This is a genomic window from Nocardia brasiliensis ATCC 700358 (assembly GCF_000250675.2).
Taxonomy (GTDB): Bacteria; Actinomycetota; Actinomycetes; order Mycobacteriales; family Mycobacteriaceae; genus Nocardia; species Nocardia brasiliensis_B.
In genome coordinates this window covers 7,742,136-7,768,003 of sequence record NC_018681.1, presented here as the reverse complement: position 1 = coordinate 7,768,003, position 25,868 = coordinate 7,742,136, and the positions used below count along the sequence as shown (strand labels likewise).

The following is a 25,868-nucleotide window of genomic DNA, read 5'->3' as shown; positions in this document are numbered from 1 at the left end:
CTCAGGGATCGGCCAAAGGCTCTGCCGCATAGTGCAATCGAATGACACCGTCCTCGTGGCGTGCGGTGGTGGCGAGCACGCCGAAGACCTTGCGGAGCAGGGCGGGGGTCATCACGTCGAGCACCTCGCCCGCGGCGACGACCGCGCCGCGGTCGAGCACGACCAGCTGATCGCAGTGGCGGACAGCGAGATCCAGCTCGTGCAGGACGGCGAGGGTGGTGATGCCGGTCGAGCGGATCAGGTCGAGCAGCTCGAATCGGGCGCGGACGTCCAGGTGGTTGGTCAGTTCGTCGAGCACCAGCAGCCGCGGCTGCTGCGCCAGTGCCCGGGCGAGCAGCACGCGCTGGCGTTCGCCGCCGGACAGCGAACCGATGGTGCGCTCGGCGTAGGCGGTGACGCCGGTGCGCGCCATCGCGTCCGTGACGGCCAGCCGGTCAGCCGCGGTGTCCCTGCTGAACAGCGAGTGGTGTGGATTGCGGCCGAGCCGCACCACCTCGTGCACGGTGAGTTCGGTTGCGCCGGAGCCGTTCTGCAGCACCGCCGCGGTGGTGCGGGCCGCGGCCCGGATCGACATCGCGGCGATATCGGCACCGTCCACGGCGACGACGCCGCTGCTGGGTGCCAGCGATCGATAGATCGTGCGCAGCAGGGTGGTCTTGCCGCTGCCGTTCGGCCCGACGATGCCCACCACCGCCCCGGGCGCCGCCCGCAACGTCACCCCGTCGAGCACCGCGGCCTCGCCGAAGGTGACCCGCACTCCGGTCACCGACAGTTCGGCGGCCGGTCGCGCGCTCATTGCAGACCGCCGTTGCGACGCAGCAGCCATAGGAAGAACGGCGCGCCGAATGCCGCTGTGAAGATGCCGAGCGGCAGTTCGTTGGGCGCGTCGACGGTACGCGAAAGCAGGTCCACCGCAACCAGATACGCGGCCCCGATCAGTGCGGACAGGGGCAGCACCCGCCGGTGGTCCAGCCCGAACGCCAGCCGCACCACATGCGGAATCACCAGGCCGACGAAGCCGATCCCGCCCGCGGCGGCGATCAGGACGCCGGTCAGCAGCGCGGAGAGCACGAGCAGCAGGATCCGCAGCGTCCGCACGTCGACGCCCAGCGCGGTCGCCTGCTCGTCACCGGTGCCGAGCACGTTGAGCCGCCGCCCGAACGCCAGCACCACCGCCACGGTCACCAGCACCACCACGGTGACCGGGCCGAGCCGATCCCACCGCGCCCCCGCCACGCTGCCCATCGTCCAGAACATCACCGTGCGCAGCTCGTTCGGCGTCGCGCGCAGTTGCAGATAGTTCGTGGCCGCCAGCAGCAGATAGCCCACCGCCACACCCGCGAGGACCAGTCGAGTGGGCGCGAGCCTGCCGCGCTGCTGGCCGAGCAGGAACACCACCGCGATGGTGGCGATCGCACCACAGAACGCCGCGGTGGACACCCCGACACCGCCGAGTGCGCCGCCCGCGGTGACGATCACGATGACCGCACCGAGCGAAGCCCCGGACGACAGGCCGAGCACATACGGGTCCGCCAGCGGATTGTTCACCAGCGCTTGCAACAGCACGCCCGCCACCGCGAGTCCGCAGCCGCACAGCGCGGCCAGCAGGACCCGCGGCAGCCGGTAGCTCCAGACGATCTGATCGACGGTGAAGCCGACATCGGCTGTCCTACCGGACAAGTGGGCGACGATCACGCGGGCGGTATCGGCCGCGGAAACCGTCACCGACCCCACCGCGATCGAGAGCACCAGGACGGCGAGCAACACTGCGGCCGCGGCCCCCAGCGCGATCGGCAGCGGCACTCTGGCCAGTGGCGGCCGGGCGCTGGTCCGCGTCACCGGAACTGCTCGGGGTGCACCAGTTTCGCGATCCGCCCCACCGCCACGTCGTTGCTCGGGCCGAGGTAGATCGAATCCGCCAGTACCGCATAGCTTCCGGTCGCCGCGGCCGGCCACTGCGGGAACTGCGCGAGAATTCGTTTCGCGACCGCGTCGATATCGGGGCTGCGGTAGTTCACCACGACCAGCCCGTCGATGGGCGTCGCGGCGAGCTGCTCCTTGCTGATCGTCACGAAGGTGGTGCCGTCGGTCCGCTCGAACGGATTCACCCCGCCCGCTTTACCGATGACGTCGTTCCAGATGCCACCGGCCGCGATCGCCGAGAAGTCGGAATCATCGCCGCCCATGCCCATCCCGGCGAAGACGAGCAGCACATTCTTCTTCGGCTGCCCGGCTACCTGGGCGGTGGTCGCCGCGATGGCGCGCTGCGAGTCGGCGATGAGCCGATCGGCCCGGCCGGGCACGTCGAAGATGGCCCCGAGGTCGCGCAGCAGGGCGTAGCTGTCCTCGATCGTCGGCGTGCCGGTGACCGCTCCCGTGACGCCGCAGTTGGCCCTGGGCACATAGGTATTCGCACCGGCCGCCGCCAGCTCGTCCCTGGTGGCGAAGCCCTGGTCGGCGGCGAAACCGCCACCGCCGGTCGAGATCACGAGGTCGGGCCGCTGGTTCAGCATGGCCTCCCGGGGAATGTCCTGCAGGCTGTTCGGGGTGATGTTCCCGGTGGGGAGCGCATCGATCGCGGCGGCGCGGCCGGGCACGTCGGAATTGCCGTAGGACTGGGCGTTGGCCACCACCCGGTCGGCCACGCCGAGTGCGAGCAGCGCCGACACCTCGCCGACCGAACCGCCGTTCATCACCACGACACGGTTCGGGGCCGCGGTGAACGTGTAGCTCCTCCCGCAGTTCTCCAGGGAAAGAGGGTATTTCGTGACACCCTCGGTCGCCGCGGTCGCGGGCCGGGTATCGGCGGCATCGGTCACCGACGTGGTGCAGGCGGTCGCCGCGAGCACACTCGCCGCGAGTACCGGCAGCAGTGCGTGTTTGATCAGCATGGGTGCCTCTTCGATGGTTGCGCGCCGACCGGGACCGCGGGCGGCGGGAGGAAACGGGTCCGAATCAGGTAGTCGACGCCGGCCCGCACGGCGGACAGCGAATCCGGTTGCGGCACGGTGGCATCCGCCAGGGCGGCGCGGGTATTCGTGCGGCTGTAAGTGGCGGCGGTGCCCGGCCGGGCCAGGTGTGCGGCGTGCGCGCGGGCGATGGTCAGGGCGTGATCGCCGCGTGCCGAAGCCTGATCCGCCAGTGCGGTCAAACGGTTGTGCCAGTCCGTCGCGGGGACGGTGGCGATCGGATAACCGGATTCGCGCAGCACCGCGACGATCGCGGCGAAGGGCAGTGGCTGTTCGCTGGTCAGATGGCAGGTCCGGCCGACGCCCCGCTGCGTGACCAGATGCGCGATGACAGCGGCCACCCAATCCACCGGGACCACGTCCACCGTGCCCGTCCGGTACAGCTCGTCGGGCACCGCCCCGAGCACGACCATCGCGCGCAGCAGGCTCCAGAACGCGTCGTCCGGGCCGGATACGCCGGTTCCGGAGTGCCCGCCGATCCGGCCCGGCCGGGTCACCGTCACCGGCACACCGCGCGCGGCGGCGGCATACAGCAGCCCCTCCGACACCCACTTGCTCGCGACATAGCCGTTGGGCGGCAACGACGTCGCGGCCACCCGGCGGTCCTCGCTCAGCACGGCCGGATTTCCGTCGACCGCGAAGGCGGTGTCGACAGAGGAGACGAAATGCACCGAGGCGGGGGTGCCGGTGCAGGCCAGCCGCAGTATGCGTGCGGTCCCTTCGACATTCGCCGGACGCAGCCTGGCATAGGGCTCGAAGTGATGGACACGAGCGCCGTTGTGCACGATGGTGTCCACGGTGTCGGCCAGCTCCCGGTAACGCTCGGGGGACAGGCCGAGCAGCGGCTCGGCGAGATCGCCTGCGAGCGGAACGATCCGGGATTCGCGCCGGGCAGATCCGGGGCGCGACGGATCTGCCGGGGGCGGTGGATCCGCCCGGTCGCGAAGACCGTAGCGCGCAAGGGTGTCCCGGAGCCGGGTCATCGCGGCAGCGTCGTCCTGCGCTCGGACGAGGCAGTACACCCGCAGGTCGGTCTGTTCCAGCAGAGCTGCGAGCAGAAACGCACCGAGGAACCCGGTCGCACCGGTGAGCAGTGCGACCCGGGGCGGTGCCGACGGCTCGCCGATCGCGACGAGATCGTCGACCAGGTGCACGTCCTCTTCTAGATCGGCTGTGCTCCAGGGCAATTCATCTATTTCTCGACCTGACTCGAGCCGCTCGGCCAAGCCGGCCACGGTCGGTGTGTCGAACATGGTGCGCAGGTCCCAGCGCGCACCGAAGGCGGCCCGCACCCCGTTGAGCACCCGGGCCGCGCGCAGCGAATGCCCGCCGCGCGCGAAGAAGTCGTCCTCGATGCCGACCGAATCGAGCTCTAGCGCCTCGGCGAACAACCGCACCAGCGTCCGCTCGGCGGGCGTGCGGGCGGGCCGTTCGGTGGTGGCGGCGGCCGGCGGCGCGGGCAGCGCCGCCCGGTCCAGCTTGCCGTTGGCGGTGTGCGGCAGGCGCCGCAGCTCGAGATATATCGACGGCACCATGTAGTCGGGCAGCCGTGCTGCGAGGTGCAGGCGCAGGGCGCGCGGGTCCGGCAGCGCCGCGCCCGCCGTGGGCACCACATAGGCGACGAGCACCTCGGCGTGTATCCGCACCGCCGCGCCGCCGACGCCGGGGTGGGTGGCCAATGCGGCTTCGACCTCGCCGGCCTCGATTCGATAGCCGCGCAACGACATCTGCGTGTCACCGCGTCCGAGATAGTCCAGGCCCCCGTCCGGCTGCCGACGCACCAGATCGCCGGTGCGATAGAGCCGCCCGCCCTTCGGATCGAACGGGTCCGCGACGAATTTCGCGGCGGTCGCGCCGGATTCGCCGAGATAGCCCTGTCCGACGGGTAGGCCGCCGACATACAGTTCGCCCACCACCCCGGGTGGCACCGGCCGCAGCGCCAGGTCGAGCACGTGACACCGCCCGTTGCTGACCGGCCCGCCGATGGACGGCGCGGCGTGCGCGGCCACCGTGGTCCAGGTGGCGTCGACGGTGCATTCGGTTGGCCCGTAGAGGTTGTAGACCGCGATCTCCGGCTCGGCGCGCAACTCGGACCACAGGGCCGCGTCGGTCGCCTCGCCGCCGAGCGCGAGCACGGCGGGCCGGTGCTGCCCGGCGAGCAGTCCCGCCCCGAGCAGCTCCCGTGCGAAAGTCGGTGTGACATCGAGGAAATCGATGTGCTGCGCGCGGATGTAGCGGACGAGCGCGTCTGGGTCGCGCCGCAGCTCGTCATCGATGACGTGCAGTTCGTGGCCCGCCAGCAGCCAGAGCAGCCCTTCCCACGCCGTATCGAAGGTCATCGACGCGGTGAGCGCCGCCCGCATCCGCCGGCCGCCGCAGGCTGCCACCGCGGGTTCGATCAGCTGCTCGCGATGGTGGTGGTAGAGGTTCCGCACGGATCGGTGCGAGATCACCGTGGCCTTCGGTGTGCCCGTGGTGCCGGAGGTGTGGATCACCCACGCCGGATGATCGGGATGCAAGGGGGGCGTGACAGTGTCCGCGGTGACCGCGGCGTGGTCATCGACCAGAACCGCTCGATCGGCGAGTGCGGCGGGGAGCGGGGAAGTCAGTGCGGTCGTGGTGAGTATCGCGCCGAGTTCGGTTCGGCCGCAAAGCCCGTCGAGCAGCACGGCGGTGCGGGCTGCGGGTTGTTCCGGGTCCACTGGGACATAGACCCCGCCGCAGGCCAGTACCGCGAAGACCGCGGCGATCGCATCGCCGGTGCGCGGGAGCAACACCGCGACGGCGTCGCCGGGACGCGTCCCCGCCGCCACCAGCGCGGCTCGCAATTGCTGTGTCCGCGTGGCGAGTTCGCCATAGGTCAGCGATTCCTGGCGTCCGCCGGCACCGGTGGCGACGATCGCCGTGGCCGTTGCCGACCGCAGGGTCTGCGCCGCCAGCACCTCGTGCACCAGGTTCGCCGGCCACCGGCGCTCCGGCCCGTGACCGGCGGCGCGCAGTGCTGCTCGTTCGCCCGGCAGGAACAGATCGATCGCGCCGAGCGGGCGGTCGGGCTCGGTCAGCACGCGACGCAGGAACGTGGTGAACCGCCGCAGCTGAGTGGCGAGTTCGGCAGAGGTATAGGAGCCCGGGTGACCGTCGAGATACAGCGTGGGCGCGTTGCCGTCGCCGCGGTCGTACAGGTTGAACACCAGATCGTCGATCATCCCGGCCGTGACGTTGTGCACCGTGCTGGTGCACGCGCCGAAGCGCAGGTCGTAGTCGAACAGCATGATGTTGACCGAGGGCCCGTACATGCTGCGGTCGGTGCCGACCAGGCCCAGGTCGCGGCGTACCTGCTCGCTCCGATACCGCTGGTGGCGCCGGCCGCGCACCAGGTCGCGGGCGACCCGGCCGGTGAGCGTGGTCAGCGTGGGCTCGCCCGCGAATTCGGTCCACAGCGCGACGCCGTTGAGCGTCATGCACGGCACCCGCAGTGCGGGCGTGCCGGTGCGCAGCATGACCGGCAGCGCGAGGCATACCTCGGTCGCACCGGTCATCCGGTGCACGTAAGCGGCGATGGCCGTGGTGAGCACGTCGGTCCAGTTCGCGCGGGCGGTCTCGGCGACCCGGCGCAACAGCGCGACCGTCTCGGCGTCCAGCGCGGTGAACTCCCGCAGGGTCCGGCCCGCGCTGCTCGGCGCGTGCGGTGTGGCCCCGGACAGCGTCACCGGGGCCGGGCGATTACCGAGGTAGTCGAGCCAGTACGCACGGTCGCGCTCGCGCTCCGGTGATTCGGCGTATGCCGCGTCCGCCGCGATCACCGCGTCCCAGGAGCCGAAAGCGTAGGGCGGCATAGACGTTCCGGTGACGCGCGCGGTGTACAGCTCCGCGACGCGGCGCGCGATCAACGCCATGCCGTAGCCGTCGAGCAGGATGTGATGCACGCGGTGATACCAGAGGGTGCGGTGCGGCGTGAGCCGGAAGACGATGTGCGCGAACAACTCGTCGCCGGTGAGGTCGCGCGGCTCGGCCACGTCCCGGTCCATCAGTGCGCGGGCGGCCGCCAACGGATCCGGTGCGGCGGAGACGTCCACCACCTGCACCGCCTGATCCGGCGTGTGCTCGACCTGACGCGGGCCGTCGGCGACGAAGCGGGTCCGCAGTACTTCGGTCTCGGCTACCGCCGCGCGGACGGCGGCCACCAGCGCGTCCAGCTCGAGCGGACCGGAAATGTCCACGTACTCGGCGATATTGAACGCCGACGACGCCGGGTCCAGCTGCTGGCCGAGCCAGACGCCGAGCTGGGCGGCGGTGAGCGGCCGTCCCTGCGGCGACCTCACCGCGCACGCCGCGGCGCGAGCAGGGGCCACCACGCGGCGAGGGTGGGGTGCTCGGCCAGATCGACGAATGCCGGTGCGGCACCGCGTTTCTTCCACCGTTCGATGAGTCCCATCAGGCGCACCGAGTCCAGCCCGGCGGCGAACAGATCCTCGGTGTCGGTGAGCTCGTCCGGTTCGAGATAGAGCACGTCGGCGATGTCCGCGCGCACCGCGGCATAGGTCAGCGGTTCCATTCAGTTCACCTGTCTGTCCCGCTCGGCCCAGAACCGATCGCGCAATTGCCAGCGCATGATCTTGCCGCTCGGGTTGCGGGGCACGGCGGCGACCACTTCGAAACGGGCCGGGATCTTGAACCACGCCAGGTGTTCCCGGCAGAACGTCATCAGGTCACGCACCCGCACCTGCGTGCCGGGCCGGCACGCGACGAACGCGTGCACCGATTCGCCGAACACGTCGTCCGGTACGCCGATCACCGCCGAATCCGCCACGGCCGGATGCCGGGCGAGGACGTTCTCGATCTCGGCGGGGTAGATGTTCTCGCCGCCCACGATGATCATGTCCTTCAACCGATCTCGGATATAGAGATAGCCGTCGGCATCGACATATCCGGCGTCGCCGGTGTGGATCCAGCCGTCGATCAGCGTCTGGCTCGTGGCCTCGGGCAGTTGCCAATAGCCGAGCATGGCGGCGGGGGAGCGCAGGCAGATCTCGCCGACCTCCCCTGGCGGTCGCTGCGTCCCGGCGGCGTCGATGATCCGCACGGACACACCCGGATACGGCCGTCCCGCGGCGGCCAGCCGGGGATTGCCCGGCACGTGATCGCGCGGCGGCAGGCAGATCGCCGTGTTCCCGGTTTCGGTCAGGCCGTAGATCTGCGCGAACTCGGCGTCGAAGAGCTCGAGTGCTTCCCGCAACAAGGTTTCCGAAATCGGTGATCCCCCATAGACCACCTTGCGCACCGACGCGACCGCCGCCGAGTCGATCGCGGGCTCGGACATGATCAGCCGCAGCATCGACGGGACGACGCACAGGGTGGTGATCCCGTTCTGCGCGATCAGTGCCAGCGCGGTGCCGCTGTCGAACCGCGGCATCGCGACATTGGTGACGCCCGCAGCGAAACCCTGCATCGCCCACCAGATTCCGCCGACGTGGAAGCCGGGAATGCCGATGAGGCTGCGGTCGCCCGCGCGGAAGTCGATCCAGTCCAGGCTCGCGTCGGCCAGCGCGTCGGCGATGGCGAAGAAGCTGCGCTGCGCCAGCACAACGCCTTTGGGCAGGCCGGTGGTGCCGCTGGTATAGAGCTGGATCACCGCATCGTCGCGCCCGCCGGCCGATGAGTCCGAGGCCGGCTCGGCGGGACCGGCCAGCCAGCTCGCGAACTCGTCGCCGTCCAGGTCGACGACGCGGGCGTGCGGCGCGGCGGCCCGCGCGATCTCGGCGGAGTCGGCGTCGACCAGCACAACCGTGCTGCCCGAGTCGCCGATGATGTGTTCGACTTCCGGTGCGGTCAGCCGGAAATTGATCGGGACCAGCACCGCCGCGAGTCGCGCGCAGGCGAAGAACAGCGCGTAGTAGTCGACGGATTCCTTGCCCAGATAGGCCACCCTGTCGTCCGCGGCGATGCCGGCGGCGCGCAGCGCGCGGGCGAGCCGGATGCTGTCGGCGCGCAGTCGTGCGTAGTCGAGTTCTCTTCCCGCGCACGAGATCGCGACCGTTCCAGGGCGGTGCGCCGCGTGCTCTTCGAGAATCGAAGTCACCGTGCGGGCACTCATCGCGCGGCCCCCAGGGCGCGGGCCGCGTCGACGACGGCCAACCGGACGACGCCCGCGCAGTGGCCGCCGTGGTCGTCCCAGCAGCGGAACGAGGTGTCCAACGCGGTGAACGGCGTGCCGTCGAGCGAGCTCGTGCGCTCCCGGCTGTCATCGAGGGTGAACTCACCGGAGAACCGGCGTGGGTCGATCGGCCTGCGGAAATCGCTGTGGAAGCGGGTGATCAGAATGTCCGGCAGCTGGCGTCGCCAGAAATCGTCCATCGTCCACTCGGCGAACACCCCGAGCTGCCCGCGCACCATGACCGCGATGGTCTGATAGAGCATCTGGTTGTAGCAGATGTTCACCTCGACCGAGTTGAGGTGGCCGGTCGCGTCGATATAGCAGGACTCGGGTATCTCGAAAGTTCCGGTGGCGGTGACCTTCTCGCCCGACGATCGGACCTCGAGCGTGCGCAGATAGCGGCAGTGCGGCTTGTAGCAGTGCAGGACCCGCGCCAGCAGCAACGGATCGTCCGGGAACACCCGATCGGTCATGCCGGAACGCCCGGTTCGTCGTCGTACACGGTGACCCGATGCGACACCGCGGGCTCGGCGGTGGCGTTGTGCAGCGCCCGGTGCACCATGGCGCGGTTGTCCCAGATCAGCAGATCGCCCCGCTCGAAGGTCTGCAACCGGATCGCCGGATGCGTGCAGGTCTCGTCGAGTTGTCCGGTGACACCGAGTAATTCGCGCAGCAACTCGGGGCGGTCGGTACCGTCCGCACCGGTGATGGACGTGGTGAAGCCCTCGCTGAGGTAGAGCACCGGCTCGCCGGTGTGGGGGTGCGGATGCACCGTGGGCAGGTGCACCGGCGGTGTTTTGGCCTCGATTTCGGCGAGCACCTCGGAAATGGGCCGATAGACATCGCTCGGCCGGATCTTGAAGTAGCGGGCCACGCTGTGGGTGGCGACCGTGTCCGTGAGTTCGCGCTGCAGTTCAGGGCTGAGCCCGCGATAGGCGGCGACCAGATCGAGGAAGTAGGTGCCACGGCTGTGCTGGGGCACCACCTGGGGCAGGATGAAGGTCAGGTCGAACGGGCGGGGCATGAACCCGTAGTCCGAATGCCAGAACTTCCCGGTCTTGGGCACGCCGACCCGCTGGGGACCGCTGCCGACGTTGGACGATACGAATACCTCGGGTACGTCGGGGTGGTGGTAGATCGGCTCGTAGTACCGCACCGGTTCGCCGAAACCGCTTGCCAGCGCGAGGAATTGGTGCGGATCGAGCTCGACGCCCTTGACCACGGCGATGCGCTCGCGGTACACCGCCCGCTTGACCGCACGGATGTCTTCCTGCGATGCGGGGTCGAAGTCCTCGATCACCACACCGAAATCTCCCTGCGGGCTGATCCGCATGGCTGTTCGCTGCATGACCACTTAGTCGGCCCACTACAGCCGGTAGTTCCCGGCAATTTCGACCGATTCGTCCCGTCGGGTGCGGTTGCTGTGACCTGGCCGACACTCGGCGGTCAACGGTTGCGCGGCCCGTCGGCTGCGGCTAGCGTCCTTGCGCGGTGGACGGCCACCGCTCGCACGGCGAACCGACAGCTCTCGGTTGAAACGCCAATATTGCTTCTCTGCAACATCTTTCGATTTCACAGGCGCGCCTCGGCGGCGCCTGATCTGCCGTCGGTGTGTATCGACGCGAGACGATGAGGGGACTTCCATGGGTAGAACGACATTCGTCGCGGTAGCTGTCTGTGTGGTTGCCGCACTGGCCGGTTCGGCCGCCACCGCGCACGCGCAGGCCGAGCCGGCCGAAATGCACTACACGGCAAGCGCGGTCGGCGCATCGGTGGTGCTCACCACCGATGTGGGCGCGCTGCGCGCGGTCGACGGCCATTTCGAGGTGCGCGATCCGTCCGATCGCCTGGTGGTTTCGATGCCGCTCAGCTATCAAAACGACAACAAAGTATGGCCGATCACAGCGCGGATCGACGGCCGCACCGCCACCCTCACCCCCGGTACCGACCCCGCGACCGCCCGGCCCGCTCCGGCCGAACTGCGTGATATCGCCATCGACCCGCAGTCCACCGACTTCAACACCGCGGTGATGAACTTCGCCACGGTCGCGGGCCTCGGCGTCGCACTCGGCACGCTGATCGGCACGACCATCGGCGCTGCCCTCGGCTGTGTCGCGGGTGGCGCACTGGTCGGTGCCGCGGCCGCGGTGCCGACGATCGGAGTGCTCGCGGTCCCCGGGTTCCTCGGCGGTTGCCTGGTGACCGGTGCCGCCGCCGCCCCGATCGGCGCGATCATCGGCACCATCGTGCTGGGCGTCCCGGCCGCGGTCATCGGCGGGCTGCTCTTCGCGGGCGCGCTCGGCAAGCAAGCCGCGAGCTGACCGGGAGTCGTGCAGTTCGAAAGCCGCTGTGTTGCCTGAATGCCGCCGTGTTGCCTGAAGGGCGTTGTGCTGCCTGAAGGGCGCGCATTGTTCGAAGGGTGCGGCGTTGTTGAAAGGCCGCTGTGCTGTACAGCCCCGAGACGCCGTGCTTCACTTGGTAGACAGGTCCGCCCCGCCACCGAGACGGGCCGAGGAGTCGTCCAATGTCCAGCAACGACGATGCGCGGTACGCCGCTGCTCCGCCGGACAGGTCGGCCGAAGTCGCTGACCTGCTTCGTTTTTCGGTGTTCCGCCCACGGCACGATATCGCGATGATGATGGTGTACGGCCAGATCGATCTCTGGACCGCGCCGAGCTTCCGCGATCAGCTGAGTCGAGTCATCGGCGCCCGATCCACGGTGATCGTCATCGATCTCTCGCCGGTCACCTTTCTGTCCGCCGCCGGCCTGCGCGTGCTGTTCGACGCCCAGGCGCATCTCGAAAAGATGTGTCGGCGAATGGTTTTGATCACGAAGACGCGGTGCGTCGATCGTGCGATCGAGGTAACCGGCTTGGCGTCCAGCTTCCGCCGGGTGCGGTCGCTGGACGCCGTGCTGGCCGATCGTGGCGTGGGATACGAAGAGTCGGCCTAGATTTCGATCTCAGTGCAGCCGCTGCTCCACCCGGTGCCGGGCCGTGTCCGCGAACCGGCCGCCGCGCTTGCGGGCGGTCTCGGCGAGTTCGGGGGCGCGGTCGCGGGCGGTGTCGGCGAGTTCGGCGCTGCGCTCACGCGCGGTTTCAGCCAGCTCGGCGCTGCGTTCCTTGGCGACCTCGGCCCACTCGGCGCCGCGGTGCTTGGCGACATCGGCCAGCTCCGCGCCGCGTTCCTTGGCCAGTTCGGCGAGTTCGGCGCTGCGTTCCTTGGCCAGTTCGGCCCATTTGGGTCCGCGGTTCCTGGCGCGCTCGGCGAGTTCGGCGCCGCGATGCTTGGCCACGTCGGCGAGTTCGGCGCCGCGTTCCTTGGCGGTCTCCACCAGCGGTGCCGCGTGTTCCTTTGCGGCGGCGGCCCATTCGGGGCCGTGCTGCTGCACGGTGTCGGCCAGTTCGGAACCCTTGGTGGCCGCGGTGCTGCCGAGAGCGCCTGCCGCCGAAGCGACTTCGTGTGCCCGGCGGCGCAGCCCCTCGGTCGCGGCGCCGTCCGAGGATCCCGTGAACGGCAGCGCGGCACTGACCGTCGCGGCCGCGCCACGGGCGGCGCGCCTGCCGCGCCAGCCCAGCGACGGCTTGCCCTCCGTATCGGCGGCCGCGATCATCAGCCCGCCGAGCAGCCCGAGGTCCTTGAGGAAGGCGTTGCGCTTGGCCGCCTTCTGCGCGGGATCGGGTTCGTTCCAGAAGTCCTGTTCGGTGACCGTGGCCGGGACCACGGTCGCCGCGAGCACCAGCGCGGCCAGGCGTGGCGCCTTGCCTAGGGCGAGGAGCACACCGCCAGCTACCTGCGCGGCGGCGTTGACCTGCACGACGGTCCCCGGATCGTTCGGCAATTTCGCGGCGTACTGCTCGGACAGCCGTCGCTGGCCGCGCTGCACCAGCTCGGTGGCCGCCTTCACGCGTGACTCCGGGTGCCGCAGCGTATCGACACCCTCCACGACGAAGACAGTGGCAAGTAGTGGGCGGGCAAGTCGGCGCAACAACATGACGGATCCCTTTCCTCGACGGCTCTATTCGACCGGGTTCCCGGAAGGTGTCTCATCAAACCCGGTGGACGGGCAGTAGCGGACGTATCGGACGTCGAATCTACACCGAGTAACGGCAATTATTTAGCAAACGATCTGCCTGGTGTGGGTACGCACCGACCCACCGCGGTCTCCCGCTCTGTCCTGCCGGAAGGTACCCCCGATGAACTCCGAAACGGTCCCAACGACTTTCGAGAAGATCGTCGCTCAGCTCCCCGCCGCACCGGCCTGCACCCTCCGCTTCGACACCGTCCCCTGTCGGCATCGGGCCGAGTGGTTCATCCGCAAACGACCGTGCTGCCATCCCGACGGGGTGGACTTCATGTGCGATACCTGTCACACCCGGATCACCTGGATGCTCGCCCTCGGCATCGAATTCGAGTGCGCCGGTTGCGGTGTGCGCTCGGACAGCTTCGCCGAGCTGTACCCGACCTCGGCGCCGCTCTGAGCCGCGGACTCAGAGACCACCCGCGGCCTTGGGGACCGTGGCCCGGTGCGCGGTCGCGAGGAAGTCGGTGATGACGGCGCTGACCCCGGCCGGGTCCTCGACCATCGGCAGGTGACCGCAATCGGGCAGTTCCACGGCGGTATGGGCGCGCAGCGTGCGGCTGAGCCGGGCACCGGCGCGAGCCGACAGGATGCGGTTCTGCTTACCCCAGATCGTGCAGATCGGTGGGAAGGCGGCGGGCGGGGTGAATTCGTCGAAGGCCGCGAAGGCGGGGAAGTCCTGCACCAAGCCGTGCAGGGCCTGCAGCCGGCCGCGATCGGACCAGTGCGCGCGCAGCCGCGGCGAGTTCTGCAACTGCTGGGCGCGGCCGCGGGCGCCGAGCTGGTTGCCGACGATCAGCGACACCGCGGGGCCGGGCAACGCCAGCCTGCGGGCCAGCGGGCCCAGCGGGAGCCGTGCGTCCGCCCAAGCCAGGCCCGCCGACTGACCGGAACGGACGGTGTCCCAGGTGAGCGGGTTGATCAGCACGAGCGCGCGCACCCGCTCCGGGCGGTCCATCGCGTAGCGCAGGGCGGTGGCGCTGCCGAGGCAATTGCCGACGAGCGCCACGCTCGCGAGCCGGTGCGCGTCGAGGAAGGCGCCGAGCATCCGCACGTAGTCGGCGAGGCGATAGCCCGCCGCGGGCTGCTCGGATTGCCCGTAGCCGGGCAGATCGATCGCGAACACCTCGTGCTCGTCGCGCAGCGCCGCCACCTGATCGTCCCAGATGTGGCGCTGGGTGCCCGCGTTGTGCAGGAAGACGACCGGCGTCCCGCTGCCCACCCGGTCGTAGGCCACAGCCCTGCCCTGATGCTCGAAAACGTCCACGTCGACTCCTCGCGAGCGGCCGGGCAACCAAGTCACCCGTTCTAGGTGCCTTGTCCAGGAACTTCGGCACGTTTCTCGACAGTCTGGGACGCCCGCCGGCCGCGTTGTCGTCGTCGCCGATACAAACCCGGTATCGGCTCCTCCTCCGCCTTGCCGGCGGACGCCCCAGACCGCCGATAAACGCACCGACCTTCCTGGACAAGGCACCAGCAATTTTACGGTGCTGTCAACCGCGTCCGTCAGATCTCGATCCCCGTGCGCACCACTTTGCCGGTGGCGTTGCGCGGCAGCTCGGTGGTGGTGAGGCGCCAGCGCGCGGGCACCTTGTAGTAGGCGAGCCGTTCCGCGGCGAACGCGCGCAACTCCGCTTCGGTTGTCGCCGCGGGGTTTTCGAGTACGACCACGGCCGCGACCTGCTGACCGAGATCCGGGTCCGGGATGCCGACGACGGCGCACTCGCGGACCGCGGGATGCTCGTCGAGGCACTGTTCGATCTCGACGGGATAGACGTTCTCGCCGCCGCGCAGGATGAGATCCGAACGCCGCCCGGACAATCGCAGCCGGCCGTCGGTGAGCACGCCGATATCGCCGGTGCGCAGCCAGCGGTCGGCGGTGATCGCCGCCGCGGTGGCTACGTCGTCGTTCCAGTACCCGAGCATCACATACGGGCTGCGCACGCAGATCTCGCCCTCGGCGCCGTCCGGCACGATCTGCCCGGCGCTGTCGCGGATCTGCACCTCGGCCCCGATCACGGGGCGGCCCACGGTATCCGGGAACGCGGCCAGTTCGGCCGGGGTGGCGATGGTGGCCGCCGTGCTGGACTCGGTGAGCCCGTAACTGGTGACCAGCGCGGTCCGCGCGACCGGAAGCCGTTCGCGCAGTTGCTGTTGCAGTGCCGCCGAGGACGGAGCGGAGTTCAGCGAGAAGGACACCAGCGAGGACAGGTCGTACCCGGACAGGTCGCGTTCGAGCAGCCGGGTCGCCATGGTCGGCATGGCGCCCCAATTGGTGACACGTTCGCGTTCGATGAGCCGCAGCACCCGGTCGGCGTCGAAGCCACCCTGATAGAGCACCGCGGTGTCGCCGGTCACCAGCCGGGGCACCACGAGGTTGTGCAGGCTGGCGATGTGGAACAGCGGCGAGGTGAGCAGAAACCTGCGGCCGTTCGGTATGTCACCGGCGCCCGCGAACTCGGCCGCGAGCGCGTCGTTGAACTGGTGATAGCCGATGACCGCCAGCAGGTTTCGATGCGAGTGCACCGCGCCTTTCGGCCGCCCGCTCGTGCCGCTGGTGTAGAGGACGACGGCGGGGTCGTCTTCGGCCACCGGCGCGAGGGCCGTTGTCGCCCCGGCGAACTCGGCGAGCAACGCGGGCAGGTCGTGCTCCATGGTGAGCACGGGCATCCGGATATCCAGCTCCGCGACCAGGGCCGCGCGCTTCGCGTCGACGATGAGCACGGCGGGGGCCGTGTGCTCGACGCCGTAGGCGATCTCCCGCGGCGTCCACCACGCGTTGTAACCCACCGCGATCGCGCCGAGCTGCTGTGCCGCCCAGAACGTGCAGACCCATTCCGGGGTGTTGGCCGCCAGAATGCCGATGCGGTCGCCCCGGCCGACGCCGTACCGGTCCCGCAGCGCCGCGGCCAACGCGTCGACCGCGCTCGCGTGCTCGGCGAACGAGATCCTGCGGTCCTCGGTCACCAGATAATCGCGCGCACCCCAGTCCTTCGCGGTGGCCAGTACCTCGCCCAGCGAGCGGGCTCGGTTGCGCAGCACCGGCATCGGCGCACCGAGCACCTCCTCGACCACCATCTCGAAGCGGCCGCCGGGGCCGGTCAAACGGGCCACGGCCGCTGCGGCGAACGCCTGTGCATCGAACGGCTTCGTCATCTACCGCACTCCCTCATTCATGGAACCACTACCGCGCGACCGGTGACCAGCCCACGCTCGAGCCGGTCGAGCGCCGCGCGCCCGTCGGCCAGTGCGTACTGCTCGACCGCGATCTCGAGCTTGCCCGAACGAGCCAGCGCGACGGACTCGATCAGATCGGATTTGGTGCCGCCGTACGACTTTCGGATCGAGGCACCCCACGGCCAGCCCGGGCCGCCCGCGGGCGCCGCGGTGATCTCCGGCGTGCCGCCGCCCAGGCCGATCATCCGGTAGGCGCCGTTCGGCGCGACCGTGGCGACGGCGAGCGCGCAGGTCTGGTCGTTGCCGACGAAGTCGAATACCGCGTCGGCGCCACGGCCGTCGGTGCGGTCGAGGATCTGCTGCGCGGTGCCCGGTCCGGCCCGCAGCCCTGCGGCCGCGCCACCGCGCGTCGCCAATTCCAGCTTGTCCGCGGCGACGTCGACCGCGAGCACCTCGGTCGCGCTGGTCGCGGTGAGGATCTGCACCGCCGCGTGCCCCAGCCCGCCGACGCCGATCACCACTGCCACCGAGCCCGGCCGCAACTGCTCGCGTGCACCGCGGATCGCGTGGTAGCTGGTCAGTGCCGCGTCCGCGAGCGGAGCGGCCTGCCGGAAATCGAGATCGCCGATCGGCACGAACGCGTCGGCCGGCATGCGCAGGTACTCGGCCATGCCCCCGTCCGGACCGAGCCCGGGGCACGGCGGCATCGCGGTGCGGCCCGCGGCCAGGCAGACGTTCTCGTTGCCGGACACGCACTCTCGGCACCGGCCGCACGACCAGCACAGGTAGACGACGCCGCGTTCGCCGGCGCTGCGGCCTTCGACCGCCTCGCCGACCGCCTCGATGGTTCCCGCGACTTCGTGTCCGAGTGTCAGCGGCTCCGTGCGCAGCCGGAACGGCAGGTGCAGCACATGCAGATCGGAATGGCAGATCCCGGCCGCGCCGACCCGCAGCAGCAGCTCGCCCGACCCGATCTCGGGGACCGGTACCTCGCGCAGCTCGACGACGCCGGGACCGGTGAGCTGCAAGGCGCGCATCATGCCGAAGCTTCTTGCTCGGCGCGGACCGCGTCGAACACCGCGCGCAGGTAGGCGTCGGCGCGTGGGGAACCGATCAGGCCGGGCGCCATCTTGTTCATGGTGTACGCGACGGTGATGCGCCGGTCCAGGTCGTTGACCACCATCGCGCCGCCGTAGCCCGCCCACCAGCAGACCCGGCCGTCCGGTACCGCGGGTGCGGTCTGCGCCTGCGGCAGTCCGTAGCCGAGGCCGAAGCGCAACGGCACCAGCAGCGCGAGATCGATACCGTCGGACTGCTGGTCGAAGATCAGCTCGATGGTCCGCTCCGACAGGAAACGCCGGCCGTCGAGCACACCACCGCAGGACACCAGCGACTGCACCCGCGCCACCGAGCGGGCGTTGCCGTGCCCGTTCACCGCGCCGATCTCGGCCTCGCGCCACCTGGTGCTCGCGGTCTCGGCGAGGTCGAGCAGCGGGTTGGTCAGCGTTTTGACCAGCACGCTGTCCTGATCCAGTGCGGCCAGGTCGAATTCGAGCTGCGGCGGCGGCACGAGGGGCGCGATGCGGTCGTGATGTGCTGCGGGCGTGCCGATGTGGAAGTCCGCGCCGAGCGGCTCGGCGAGTTCGGCGGCGAAGAACCGGCCCAGCGTCTGTCCCGTGACGCGCCGCACCACCTCGCCGATCAGGTGCCCGTAGTTCAGCGCGTGATAGCCCGAGGCGGTGCCCGGCTCCCACCACGGCGGCTGGGCGGCGAGGCGGGCGCAGGCGGGCTCGGCGTCGTAGATATCGCGCAACTCGATCGGCGGCGCCCAGCCCGAGACCCCGGAGGTGTGGCCGAGCAGGTGCCGGATCTCGATGTCGCCCTTGCCGTTCGCGGCAAATTCGGGCCAATAGTGCGCCACCCGCTGGTGCACGTCGAGCTCGCCGCGGTCGACCAGCAGCAGCGCGCTGAGCGCGGTCATCGTCTTGCTGATCGAGAACACGTTGACCAGGGTGTCGGCCGTCCACGGCTGCGTGCGCTCGACATCGCGATAGCCGCCCCAGAGGTCGACCTCCGCGACGCCGTCCACCGTGACGCAGAGGGCCGCGCCGAGTTCTTCGCCGGCGGCGAGGTGGTTCTCCAATTCCGTGCGCACGTCCGCGAACCGGTCCGCGCAGTATCCCGCGGTCCGCGGCTCGCCGGTCACGCGCGCTCCAGCGCTCGGGCCGGCACAGGCAACGGGTTACCCGCCGCCGCAGCGCGTTTCGCGCCCTCGGCCATTTCCCGCCGCATCGCCCGCACGTATGGTTCGAACTCCACCTGGATGGTGTGCCTGGGCGAGTCGTAGTAGCGGCCGGTCCGGGCGGCCTCCGCCGCGCGGACGGCCGCGTTCATCTCCGGTACCGCGGGCGGCAGATAGTTGCCGGTGAGATAGGCGGCGACGAACTTGCTCTGCTGCTCGGCGAAGTTCACCAGCGTCGGCAGCGGCTGCGCCAATCCGAGGAAGAACAGGTCGGGCACACCGGGTTTCATCATGTGCTGGAACAGCGGGAACCGATTTCGGGCGTCCGGCAACAGGTCCGGATCGGCGAAGAACGGGAAGTTGATCCGATAGCCGGTGGCGCAGACGATCACGTCCACCTCCTCGGTGCTGCCGTCGGCGAAACGCACCCGCGGACCCGCCAGCGCGGTGATCGCCGGCTTGAAGGCGATATCGCCGCAGCCGGCCCGGTGCAGGAACTCCTCACTGGCCGAGGGATGCGCCTCGAACGGGCGATGGTCCGGTTTGGGCAGGCCGTAGAACTCCATGTCGCCCCGGAACTTCCGGACGAACCGCTGTTTGAGCCGCAGCGACACCTTGCGCGGAATCCAGCTCGGCACCGACTGTTTGTCGCCGACCTTGCCGTGCACGTACTTGGGCAGCACCCAGACACCGCGCCGGGCCGAGACGGTGAGTTTCGCGGCGAGGAAGCGCTGGGACAGCTCCGAGGCGATATCGAGTCCGGAGTTGCCCATCCCGACGACCACCACCCGCTTGCCGCGCATGTCCACCGGATCGAACGGATCGTTGTAGGCGTGGCTGTGCAGCAGCACGCCGTCGAATTCCCCGGGATAGTCGGGCAGATTCGGATCCCAGTGGTGCCCATTGCACACGATCAACACGTCGTAGCGGCGCGTGTGGCCGTCGCTGCTCGTCACCAGCCAGCTGTCGTCGGGCGCCCGTTCGGCGGCGGTCACCACGGTGCCGAAAAGGATCTTCTCGCGCAGCCCGAAATGATCGACGTAATCCTTGAAGTACTGGAACAACTGCGAATGGTGCGGGAAGTCCGGCCAATCCGCGGGCACCGGGAAATCCTCGAAGGCGAGCCGGAATTTGCTCGTATCTATGTGCAGCGATTGATAACACGCCGACATGCCGTTCGGATTCTTGAAATACCAATTGCCGCCGACCTCGTCGGAGGCCTCGAAGCAATCGAACGGGATGCCGTGGTCCTGTAATCGTTTGGCGGCGGTGATCCCGGACGGGCCCGCACCGATCACGGCGACGCGGGGGAGTTCGGTTGGAGTCATTCAGTGTCCTCATGCTGAGCGGGGACGTCACCCACCTGCGGTGGCGCCGCGGCGCCACAACCGTCCGGCGCCGTGGCGACCGGAGTGACGTAGGCAACAAGGTAACACTCGCTAGACACTGCGTCTAGTGAATGACATATTGTCTAGTGAGACGCGGCGGACCGCCGCTTCAGTACACTCGAGCAGCGAAAGTCGCACGTCAGCACAGCATTCGACCGACATGGGGTAGCCGTTGCGCACCAACCCGAGCCCGGCGGGCAGCAACCTGCGGGACGAACAGAAGCAGCAGACCAGGGCTCGCCTGCTGGCCTGCGCCAAGGAGCTGTTCACCGACCGGGGCTACGCCGCGGTGCGGGTGGACGACATCGCCGCCGCTGTCGGTTGCAGTCGCGCCACCTTCTACCTGCACTTCAACTCCAAGCAGGAGGTGCTGCGCGCGATCGCCGAACAGGGCACGGCCCCGAGCGCGCTGCATTTCTACGAGGATCTGGACCGGGTGCTCGACACCGGTTCGCGGGCCGAGTTCGTCGCCTGGGTGACCCGGGCGATCGCCTGGTTCCACGAGCACAAGGACCTGCTGCCCGCCTGGGACGAGGCCACCGCGCTGGAGTCGGAGTTCCGCGAGATCGCGCGCAACGGGATCATGGCGCTGCCCAACGCGATGACCTCCTACCTCGCGCGCTGGCCCGCCGACCGCGCGGACGAGGCGCGGCTGCGAGTGGAACTGCTTGTCGCCCAACTCGAACGCTTCTTCACCCGCTGGGCCGTCCAGGGCACCATCAACGTGTCCGCGGAGCGGGCCGCGGAGGTGCTCGCCGACATCTGGTTCCCCGCGCTGCAGGCGCCGCCCGACCGGAACTGACGCCCGTCGAAAACACTGAGCGGTAAGGCGATCCGATCGGCCCGCCGGGGCGTAGCTCCGGGTTCGCTGACCCGGCGGTTCGTCGTGTTCTCGGCCTCGATTTCCCGGTGGCCTGCAAATCTGTCGGTGCGGTGCGGCATCATCTGTGCACGCAGCCATCCACGAATATTGCTCGGAGTCATCAATGCCGTCGCCCAGAACCAAGCTCAAGCCATTGTCGGACAGCGAGATTCAGCGGATTGCCACCGAAATCGCCGGCGGCAAGCCGCCCATGGTGTGGTTCACCGCCGCCGCGGTGGGCGTGCCGGAAGGACGGTCGGGAAAGGTGATCGCGCTCGGCGATCCCGCCGACGGAGACTTCCTGCAGGTCCGGCCCACCGGCTCGAAGGATGTACTGTCCTTTTCTCCGACAGAAGTGACGTTGACCAAGCCGCAGCGAGGTGCGGCGCCTGTTTCCACCGCCCAGCCGAAGTCGACAACCAGGAAGGAAACACCCGTGACCCAGCCGTCGACCTTGACGAGCACCGCGACACCCACCACCCCCGCCAGTTCCGTCACGCCGCCCCCGGTGGTCCCGAAACCCGTTGCGAGCACGCCGGAATCGGAGGAGCAGGACAGCGGCGTGAGCAAGGCGCCCGCACCCAAGCCGAGCCCGGCCGGCGCGAAGCCCGCCAAGGCGGCGGCCCGCCCGAAGGCGAAGACGCCCGAGGTCACGGTCACGCTGACCGGTACCGCCGACGGCGAATGGTCCGTCGACGTGGTCAGCGGCAAGAAGCGCGCGGTGCGCGGCCTCGCCGTGCCCAGTTCCGCGGTGGCGCAGGCCGCCAAGATCCTGCACCCCGAGGTGGCCGACGTGGTGGCCGGCATCCTCGATGCCGCGCGGGAGGCCCAGGAGGCCAAGGTGCAGGCCTTGCAGGCCGAACTGGAAGCGGCCCGGCGGCTGCTCGAGGAACTGGCCGACTAGACCGCCCGGTGCTGTCGACGGTGTAGACCGTCAGACCGCGGTGCTGGTGGATCTGGTGCTCGCGTGCCAGATCCGCCGCCCGCTCTCGGCGGGAGCGTGCCGCACGGTATCGGCGCCGGCGTGCCGCACGGTATCGGGCGCGTGGCGCGCGTCGTCGTGGAACGCGTAGCCGAGCGAGTACTCCTTCGCGTGGTACATGGCCGAATCGGCGTCCCGGATGAGGTCGTAGATGGTGGCGTCGGTGCTGCGCGGCGAACCACAGGCGATGCCGATGCTCGCGGTGATCGGGATTTCGCCCGCGCTCAGCTCGAACGGCCGCACGAACGCGCCGAGCAGTCGTTCGGCCAGGGTCGCGGCCTCCTGCCGGCCGAGCGGGGAGAGCACCACGAATTCGTCGCCGCCGTAGCGGGCGACCACGTCGTCGCGCAGCACCACACGCCGGATGCGCGAGGCGGCGTTCGCGATCAGTTCGTCACCCACCGCGTGCCCGTAGCTGTCGTTGACCATCTTGAAGCCGTCGAGATCGATGAACAGCAGGCAGAGCGGTTGTTCGGCCCACCGCTCGCTGTTGCGATTCAGTGCGCGTAACAGCGCGGAGCGGTTGAGCAGCCCGGTGAGCATGTCGTGATCGGCTTGGTGCTGGGCGCGCCGCTCACTGCGTGAGCTGCGCACGATGGCCCGCTCGCTGCGCACCAGCACCCCGATGAGCAGCAGCGCGAACAGTGACGACACCACCACGCGATCGAGCATGCCGAGCGAGGAACCGACCACCGGCACCAGCGACGCGACGATCAGGACGACCGCGATGAAGCTGGCTCGCTGCCGGGAGTGGTGCGGGTGGATCCGGCGCGGGTTGCCGAGGCCGACCATGGTCGGGTGCAGCGCCGCGACGCCGCCGGTCGCGTACGCGGCCAGCAGCGGCGCCATCAGCATGTCGCGGCTGACCGCGATCGTGCCCGCGGCCTCCATGCTGTAGCCGAGGTCGCCGATGAGCGCGGCGATCAGCCCGATGTGCACCAGCCGCAGCGAGGTTTCCGAGCGGGTCGAGGTGGCCACCGAGTGCGCGATCAGCGTCAACAGCAAGGCGTCCAGCACCGGATAGGTGGCGGCCACCATGGTGTTCACGGTGTTGTCGTGGGTGCGCAGGATGGGGGAGATCAGGAAGGTCCAGGACGCGAGCAGCGCGCCGAGCCCGATCAACCCCGAGTCGAGCACCAGGTCGTAGTTGCCGCGGACCTGACGGGGTCGCAACCAGATCAGGGCGGCGAGGCCGACGGTCAGGTAGCCGAGCAAGGTGAACGCGTCGTCGATCGGATGCAAGCCGTGCTCGGAGGTCTCGCGCAGCGCGCTGCCCGTGGCCGAGAGCACCGACGAGGCCGACAGCAGGTACCAGGGCAGCGGCCGCGCCGGGCGGTGCATCCACAGGCCGATGCCGATCATGGCGAGTGTGCCCGCCAGGATGATCGCCATCGTCAGGTAGGTCAGCACCGGTGACTCGACCGCGACATGCACCATGATCGCGGCCGCGCTTCCCCCGAGAAGCAGTGCGTACCACCGTGTTCGGAATTGCTGCCGCCCTGCTGACCGCGGCCCTTCGCTGACTGTCATCAGCCCCCCTTGGTCGCTCCGTCCCCGGTGAACCAGGCCGCGTAGTAGGTCTGCGTATCCTCCACCGCAACCTCGAGCTCCAACTCGTCGAGCACCGACTTGATGTGGCCGGTGAACCAGGGCCGAGTGTTGTTGTACGAGCACATGTCCCAACCGAACACAGCGCGTTCGGCTATCAAAACCTGGGCAACTGATTCGATCATGGCATGGAATGCGACCCCTTGCCGCGCTCTTGGCGTAACGAGGGTAAAACCGATGTAGAAGATCGCGTCCCGCGCCGCATGTTCAGGATACCGGGCCGCGAAGTATTCCGGACTGATCCACGGCACGGTGTCCAGATGTCTGGTCAGCGTGGTCACCCCGATCGGCTCGCCGAAAGGGGTTCTGGCCACGTGTTTCTGTACCCGCGCGTCGATCATTTCGGCGCGGAATTCCTCGCGGTGCAACACCTGTCTGGCGATGGCTTTGGTGCGCAGCGGGCCGAACGCGTCCTCGTACAGTTCGTAGAACTGGTCGATCTGGTCGTCGGGCACCTTGGTGTCGATGGTGATGTGCACGTCGTCGTTCATCGCTGGAACCCCCACGGGGTGGTGTGATACGCCGCGAGCACCAGCGCGCAGGTCGGCCCGCCGTCGGCGGTGGTCTCGGTCGTGCACAGCTGGATCGGGCCGAAGGTTTCCGGTCGATGCCGGGTCATATCGTCGAGGCTGGACCGGATCAGCGCGGTGACCTGCGCGGTCGTCTCGGCCTCGTGCTCGACGAACAGGCCCGCGCCGGAACCGTCGTCGCGCAGCACCCAGCCGATGCCAGCCGCGGCGGTCTGGCCGGGCTCGTGCGCATGCTGCACCGCGTAGACGCAATAGAGACGATCGCCCCACGGTATCGGTTTACGCACGCGGCCGGTGCGTGCCAACGCCGCCCCGGGCGGAATGACCGACGACAGCCGGATCAAATTGGCATCACCTACTCCCAGGTCGCGCAGTGCTGCGTCGAAGGCCGACATGGCTGTCGTGCCTGCCCCGGTCGCGGCACCGATCTCGATCGTCAACGGCGCCCCGGCGACCGGCCTGCCCAGGGGTGGACGAAGCCGATCTATCCATGGCAGTCCGACCAGGCGGCCGCGCCGCCCCACTGGACCGCTGCGCGGGGTGGTGTGAATCATAGTGCCCTCCCAAAAAGCCCGGCCCAATTTGCAGGCCGGTAATGCGACAAAATCGACTCTGCGTCACAAAGGGGAATCGCGCACCTCCGACGGCCGAAACCAGTGCTACGACGGCGTGTCTCGTAACGTGGGCCGGACGGGTAGGTGTGGACACGACAGACAGCGAGGGACCAGTGCAGACGTGGGCGGCGCCGGGACGGGTCAACATCATCGGCGAACACACCGACTACAACGACGGATTCGTGCTGCCGATCGCGCTGCCGCTGGTGGTCGAGTGCGCGGCCGGGGTGCGCCCGGACCGGCAGGTGCGGGTCACGTCCCGGCAGCGGCCGGGCGAGACCGTGCTGGTCGCGGTGGCGGAACTGGCCGCCCAGCGCGACCGGGTGCCGGGCTGGTCGCGGTATCCGCTCGGGGTGGTCGCCGAATTCGTGCGCCGGGGGCACGCCGTCGGCGGGGTCGACCTCGTGCTGGACGGCGCCGTGCCGATCGGCGCCGGGCTGTCCTCCTCGGCCGCGCTGTCCTGCGCGGTGGCCATCGCGCTGCGGGATCTGTTCGCGCCCACTGTCACCGATCGTGCGCTGATCGAGCTGGCCCGCGCCGCGGAGAACGACTACGTCGGCGCGCCCACCGGTTTGCTGGACCAGTCCGCCTCGATCATGTGCACCGCGGGGCACGCGCTGTTCCTCGACATCCGCGGCTTCCTCGCCGACGACGATGCGAACAACGTTGCCTACGAACAGATTCCGTTCGATCTGGCCCGATTCGGGTTGGAGCTGTTGGTGATCGACACCGGGCAGCCGCACGAGTTGGTCGACGGCGGTTACGCCGAGCGCCGCGCCCAATGCGAAGCCGCCGCCGCCGAACTCGGTGTGCCCGCGCTGCGTGATGTCGCCGCGGTGGCCGACGTGGCGCGGCTCGCCGATCCGGTGTTGCGCCGCCGCGCGCGACATGTCGTGACAGAGAACGCGCGCGTCCTGCGGGTTGCCGAAGAATTGCGCAGCGGTGCGGATCCGCGCGCGATCGGGCCGGTGCTCACCGCGGCGCACGCGTCGCTGCGCGACGATTTCGAGGTGTCCACGCCCGCGCTGGACACCGCCGTCGCCGCCGCGCGCGCCGCCGGGGCGCACGGCGCGCGCATGGTCGGCGGTGGATTCGGTGGCAGCGCGATCGCGCTCGTCGACCGCGCGCACACCGCCGCCGTGGTGGACGCGACCCGGAAACGGTTCGCGGACGCGGGCTTTGCCGAGCCGCGCACCTTCGTCGTCGGCCCAGCGGCCGGCGCGCACCGGCTCGACTGAGCGACCGACCGAGTTCTTTGTGC

At 69.5% G+C, this 25,868-nt stretch carries 24 protein-coding genes; 6 read left to right on the top strand and 18 right to left on the bottom strand.

Annotated elements, in window-relative coordinates:
• Position 1 precedes the first annotated feature (1 nt).
• From O3I_RS34555 to scoE, 8 genes are read right to left on the bottom strand one after another with little or no spacing between them, the layout of a single operon-like run.
• Positions 2 to 796 carry an ABC transporter ATP-binding protein gene (locus O3I_RS34555; protein WP_014987680.1) on the bottom strand — a complete coding sequence of 265 codons (795 nt, stop codon included), beginning with the start codon at positions 794 to 796 and terminating at the stop codon, positions 2 to 4.
• Positions 793 to 1,839, bottom strand: a complete 1,047-nt coding sequence (locus O3I_RS34550) for a FecCD family ABC transporter permease (protein ID WP_014987679.1) — start codon at positions 1,837 to 1,839, stop codon at positions 793 to 795. The genes O3I_RS34555 and O3I_RS34550 overlap by 4 nt, the downstream gene beginning before the upstream one ends.
• On the bottom strand, positions 1,836 to 2,891 hold the full coding sequence (locus tag O3I_RS34545; protein WP_014987678.1) for an ABC transporter substrate-binding protein: 1,056 nt from the start codon (positions 2,889 to 2,891) through the stop codon (positions 1,836 to 1,838). Before O3I_RS34545 ends, O3I_RS34550 begins: the two co-directional genes overlap by 4 nt.
• Complete coding sequence (locus O3I_RS34540) at positions 2,885 to 7,291, bottom strand: non-ribosomal peptide synthetase (RefSeq protein WP_014987677.1); 4,407 nt, start codon at positions 7,289 to 7,291, stop codon at positions 2,885 to 2,887. Before O3I_RS34540 ends, O3I_RS34545 begins: the two co-directional genes overlap by 7 nt.
• Positions 7,288 to 7,524, bottom strand: a complete 237-nt coding sequence (locus O3I_RS34535) for a phosphopantetheine-binding protein (RefSeq protein WP_014987676.1) — start codon at positions 7,522 to 7,524, stop codon at positions 7,288 to 7,290. The genes O3I_RS34540 and O3I_RS34535 overlap by 4 nt, the downstream gene beginning before the upstream one ends.
• The gene (locus tag O3I_RS34530) at positions 7,525 to 9,048 is read right to left on the bottom strand and encodes a long-chain-fatty-acid--CoA ligase (RefSeq protein ID WP_041564730.1); all 1,524 of its coding nucleotides are present in this window, start codon (positions 9,046 to 9,048) and stop codon (positions 7,525 to 7,527) included.
• Positions 9,049 to 9,059: 11 nt separating this feature from the next.
• A complete protein-coding gene (locus O3I_RS34525) occupies positions 9,060 to 9,596 on the bottom strand; it encodes an FcoT family thioesterase (RefSeq protein ID WP_014987674.1) in 537 nt (178 codons plus the stop codon).
• Positions 9,593 to 10,471, bottom strand: a complete 879-nt coding sequence (gene scoE / locus O3I_RS34520; RefSeq protein ID WP_202804897.1) for a (3R)-3-[(carboxymethyl)amino]fatty acid oxygenase/decarboxylase — start codon at positions 10,469 to 10,471, stop codon at positions 9,593 to 9,595. The genes O3I_RS34525 and scoE overlap by 4 nt, the downstream gene beginning before the upstream one ends.
• A 295-nt stretch (positions 10,472 to 10,766) precedes the next feature.
• Between scoE and O3I_RS34515 the strand changes: the two genes are divergently transcribed.
• Together O3I_RS34515 and O3I_RS43175 are read left to right on the top strand one after the other, a co-directional pair.
• Positions 10,767 to 11,444, top strand: coding sequence for a hypothetical protein (locus tag O3I_RS34515; RefSeq protein WP_051066813.1), 678 nt, complete (start codon positions 10,767 to 10,769; stop codon positions 11,442 to 11,444).
• A 203-nt stretch (positions 11,445 to 11,647) separates the two neighbouring features.
• On the top strand, positions 11,648 to 12,076 hold the full coding sequence (locus O3I_RS43175; RefSeq protein WP_014987671.1) for an STAS domain-containing protein: 429 nt from the start codon (positions 11,648 to 11,650) through the stop codon (positions 12,074 to 12,076).
• 9 nt (positions 12,077 to 12,085) lie between these two features.
• On the opposite strand, the gene O3I_RS34505 is transcribed toward O3I_RS43175, so the two are convergent.
• Positions 12,086 to 13,117, bottom strand: coding sequence for a DoxX family protein (locus tag O3I_RS34505; protein WP_041563057.1), 1,032 nt, complete (start codon positions 13,115 to 13,117; stop codon positions 12,086 to 12,088).
• A 202-nt stretch (positions 13,118 to 13,319) separates the two neighbouring features.
• Here O3I_RS34505 and O3I_RS34500 point away from each other — a divergent pair, with 202 nt between their 5' ends.
• Positions 13,320 to 13,604, top strand: coding sequence for a hypothetical protein (locus tag O3I_RS34500; protein ID WP_014987669.1), 285 nt, complete (start codon positions 13,320 to 13,322; stop codon positions 13,602 to 13,604).
• Between the two features lie 9 nt (positions 13,605 to 13,613).
• Here O3I_RS34500 and O3I_RS34495 read toward each other — a convergent pair whose 3' ends face one another.
• The 5 genes from O3I_RS34495 to O3I_RS34475 all read right to left on the bottom strand — a co-directional run bounded on the left by O3I_RS34495 (position 13,614) and on the right by O3I_RS34475 (position 19,951).
• Complete coding sequence (locus tag O3I_RS34495) at positions 13,614 to 14,471, bottom strand: alpha/beta fold hydrolase (RefSeq protein ID WP_014987668.1); 858 nt, start codon at positions 14,469 to 14,471, stop codon at positions 13,614 to 13,616.
• Positions 14,472 to 14,710: 239 nt separating this feature from the next.
• Positions 14,711 to 16,360, bottom strand: coding sequence for a class I adenylate-forming enzyme family protein (locus tag O3I_RS34490; protein WP_014987667.1), 1,650 nt, complete (start codon positions 16,358 to 16,360; stop codon positions 14,711 to 14,713).
• Positions 16,361 to 16,377: 17 nt separating this feature from the next.
• Positions 16,378 to 17,418 carry an NAD(P)-dependent alcohol dehydrogenase gene (locus tag O3I_RS34485; protein ID WP_041563056.1) on the bottom strand — a complete coding sequence of 347 codons (1,041 nt, stop codon included), beginning with the start codon at positions 17,416 to 17,418 and terminating at the stop codon, positions 16,378 to 16,380.
• A complete protein-coding gene (locus O3I_RS34480; RefSeq protein ID WP_014987665.1) occupies positions 17,418 to 18,587 on the bottom strand; it encodes an EstA family serine hydrolase in 1,170 nt (389 codons plus the stop codon). The genes O3I_RS34485 and O3I_RS34480 overlap by 1 nt, the downstream gene beginning before the upstream one ends.
• Positions 18,584 to 19,951, bottom strand: a complete 1,368-nt coding sequence (locus O3I_RS34475; RefSeq protein WP_014987664.1) for a flavin-containing monooxygenase — start codon at positions 19,949 to 19,951, stop codon at positions 18,584 to 18,586. The genes O3I_RS34480 and O3I_RS34475 overlap by 4 nt, the downstream gene beginning before the upstream one ends.
• Positions 19,952 to 20,183: 232 nt before the next feature.
• Here O3I_RS34475 and O3I_RS34470 point away from each other — a divergent pair, with 232 nt between their 5' ends.
• Positions 20,184 to 20,813 carry a TetR/AcrR family transcriptional regulator gene (locus O3I_RS34470; protein WP_014987663.1) on the top strand — a complete coding sequence of 210 codons (630 nt, stop codon included), beginning with the start codon at positions 20,184 to 20,186 and terminating at the stop codon, positions 20,811 to 20,813.
• A 231-nt stretch (positions 20,814 to 21,044) separates the two neighbouring features.
• Here the strand turns inward: O3I_RS34470 and O3I_RS46650 are convergent, their stop codons facing one another.
• Positions 21,045 to 21,443, bottom strand: a complete 399-nt coding sequence (locus O3I_RS46650) for a hypothetical protein (protein ID WP_237748187.1) — start codon at positions 21,441 to 21,443, stop codon at positions 21,045 to 21,047.
• Between O3I_RS46650 and O3I_RS46645 the strand changes: the two genes are divergently transcribed.
• The gene (locus tag O3I_RS46645) at positions 21,436 to 21,777 is read left to right on the top strand and encodes a DUF6319 family protein (protein WP_237748186.1); all 342 of its coding nucleotides are present in this window, start codon (positions 21,436 to 21,438) and stop codon (positions 21,775 to 21,777) included. The genes O3I_RS46650 and O3I_RS46645 overlap by 8 nt on opposite strands.
• Before the next feature lie 30 nt (positions 21,778 to 21,807).
• On the opposite strand, the gene O3I_RS34460 is transcribed toward O3I_RS46645, so the two are convergent.
• Genes O3I_RS34460 through O3I_RS34450 form a run of 3 tightly spaced genes read right to left on the bottom strand, consistent with a single transcriptional unit; the run spans position 21,808 to position 24,547 of the window.
• Positions 21,808 to 23,385 (bottom strand): GGDEF domain-containing protein, encoded by a 1,578-nt coding sequence (locus O3I_RS34460; RefSeq protein ID WP_141691870.1) that lies wholly within the window; start codon positions 23,383 to 23,385, stop codon positions 21,808 to 21,810.
• Positions 23,385 to 23,942 carry a hypothetical protein gene (locus tag O3I_RS34455; RefSeq protein WP_237748185.1) on the bottom strand — a complete coding sequence of 186 codons (558 nt, stop codon included), beginning with the start codon at positions 23,940 to 23,942 and terminating at the stop codon, positions 23,385 to 23,387. Before O3I_RS34455 ends, O3I_RS34460 begins: the two co-directional genes overlap by 1 nt.
• Before the next feature lie 8 nt (positions 23,943 to 23,950).
• Positions 23,951 to 24,547 (bottom strand): pyruvoyl-dependent arginine decarboxylase, encoded by a 597-nt coding sequence (locus O3I_RS34450; protein WP_141691871.1) that lies wholly within the window; start codon positions 24,545 to 24,547, stop codon positions 23,951 to 23,953.
• A 173-nt stretch (positions 24,548 to 24,720) separates the two neighbouring features.
• On the opposite strand from O3I_RS34450, the gene galK reads away from it, so the two are divergent.
• Positions 24,721 to 25,845 carry a galactokinase gene (gene galK / locus O3I_RS34445; RefSeq protein WP_014987658.1) on the top strand — a complete coding sequence of 375 codons (1,125 nt, stop codon included), beginning with the start codon at positions 24,721 to 24,723 and terminating at the stop codon, positions 25,843 to 25,845.
• Positions 25,846 to 25,868 lie beyond the last annotated feature (23 nt).

Coding starts and splice junctions, on each gene's coding strand:
- O3I_RS34475 (WP_014987664.1), bottom strand. CDS start 19,951: ATGACTCCAACCGAACTCCCCCGCGTCGCCGTGATCGGTGCGGGCCCG.
- O3I_RS34450 (WP_141691871.1), bottom strand. CDS start 24,547: ATGATTCACACCACCCCGCGCAGCGGTCCAGTGGGGCGGCGCGGCCGC.
- O3I_RS34460 (WP_141691870.1), bottom strand. CDS start 23,385: ATGACAGTCAGCGAAGGGCCGCGGTCAGCAGGGCGGCAGCAATTCCGA.
- O3I_RS34485 (WP_041563056.1), bottom strand. CDS start 17,418: ATGCGCGCCTTGCAGCTCACCGGTCCCGGCGTCGTCGAGCTGCGCGAG.
- O3I_RS34555 (WP_014987680.1), bottom strand. CDS start 796: ATGAGCGCGCGACCGGCCGCCGAACTGTCGGTGACCGGAGTGCGGGTC.
- O3I_RS43175 (WP_014987671.1), top strand. CDS start 11,648: ATGTCCAGCAACGACGATGCGCGGTACGCCGCTGCTCCGCCGGACAGG.
- O3I_RS34500 (WP_014987669.1), top strand. CDS start 13,320: ATGAACTCCGAAACGGTCCCAACGACTTTCGAGAAGATCGTCGCTCAG.
- O3I_RS34490 (WP_014987667.1), bottom strand. CDS start 16,360: ATGACGAAGCCGTTCGATGCACAGGCGTTCGCCGCAGCGGCCGTGGCC.
- O3I_RS34545 (WP_014987678.1), bottom strand. CDS start 2,891: ATGCTGATCAAACACGCACTGCTGCCGGTACTCGCGGCGAGTGTGCTC.
- O3I_RS34515 (WP_051066813.1), top strand. CDS start 10,767: ATGGGTAGAACGACATTCGTCGCGGTAGCTGTCTGTGTGGTTGCCGCA.
- scoE (WP_202804897.1), bottom strand. CDS start 10,471: ATGCAGCGAACAGCCATGCGGATCAGCCCGCAGGGAGATTTCGGTGTG.
- O3I_RS34525 (WP_014987674.1), bottom strand. CDS start 9,596: ATGACCGATCGGGTGTTCCCGGACGATCCGTTGCTGCTGGCGCGGGTC.
- O3I_RS34535 (WP_014987676.1), bottom strand. CDS start 7,524: ATGGAACCGCTGACCTATGCCGCGGTGCGCGCGGACATCGCCGACGTG.
- O3I_RS34505 (WP_041563057.1), bottom strand. CDS start 13,117: ATGTTGTTGCGCCGACTTGCCCGCCCACTACTTGCCACTGTCTTCGTC.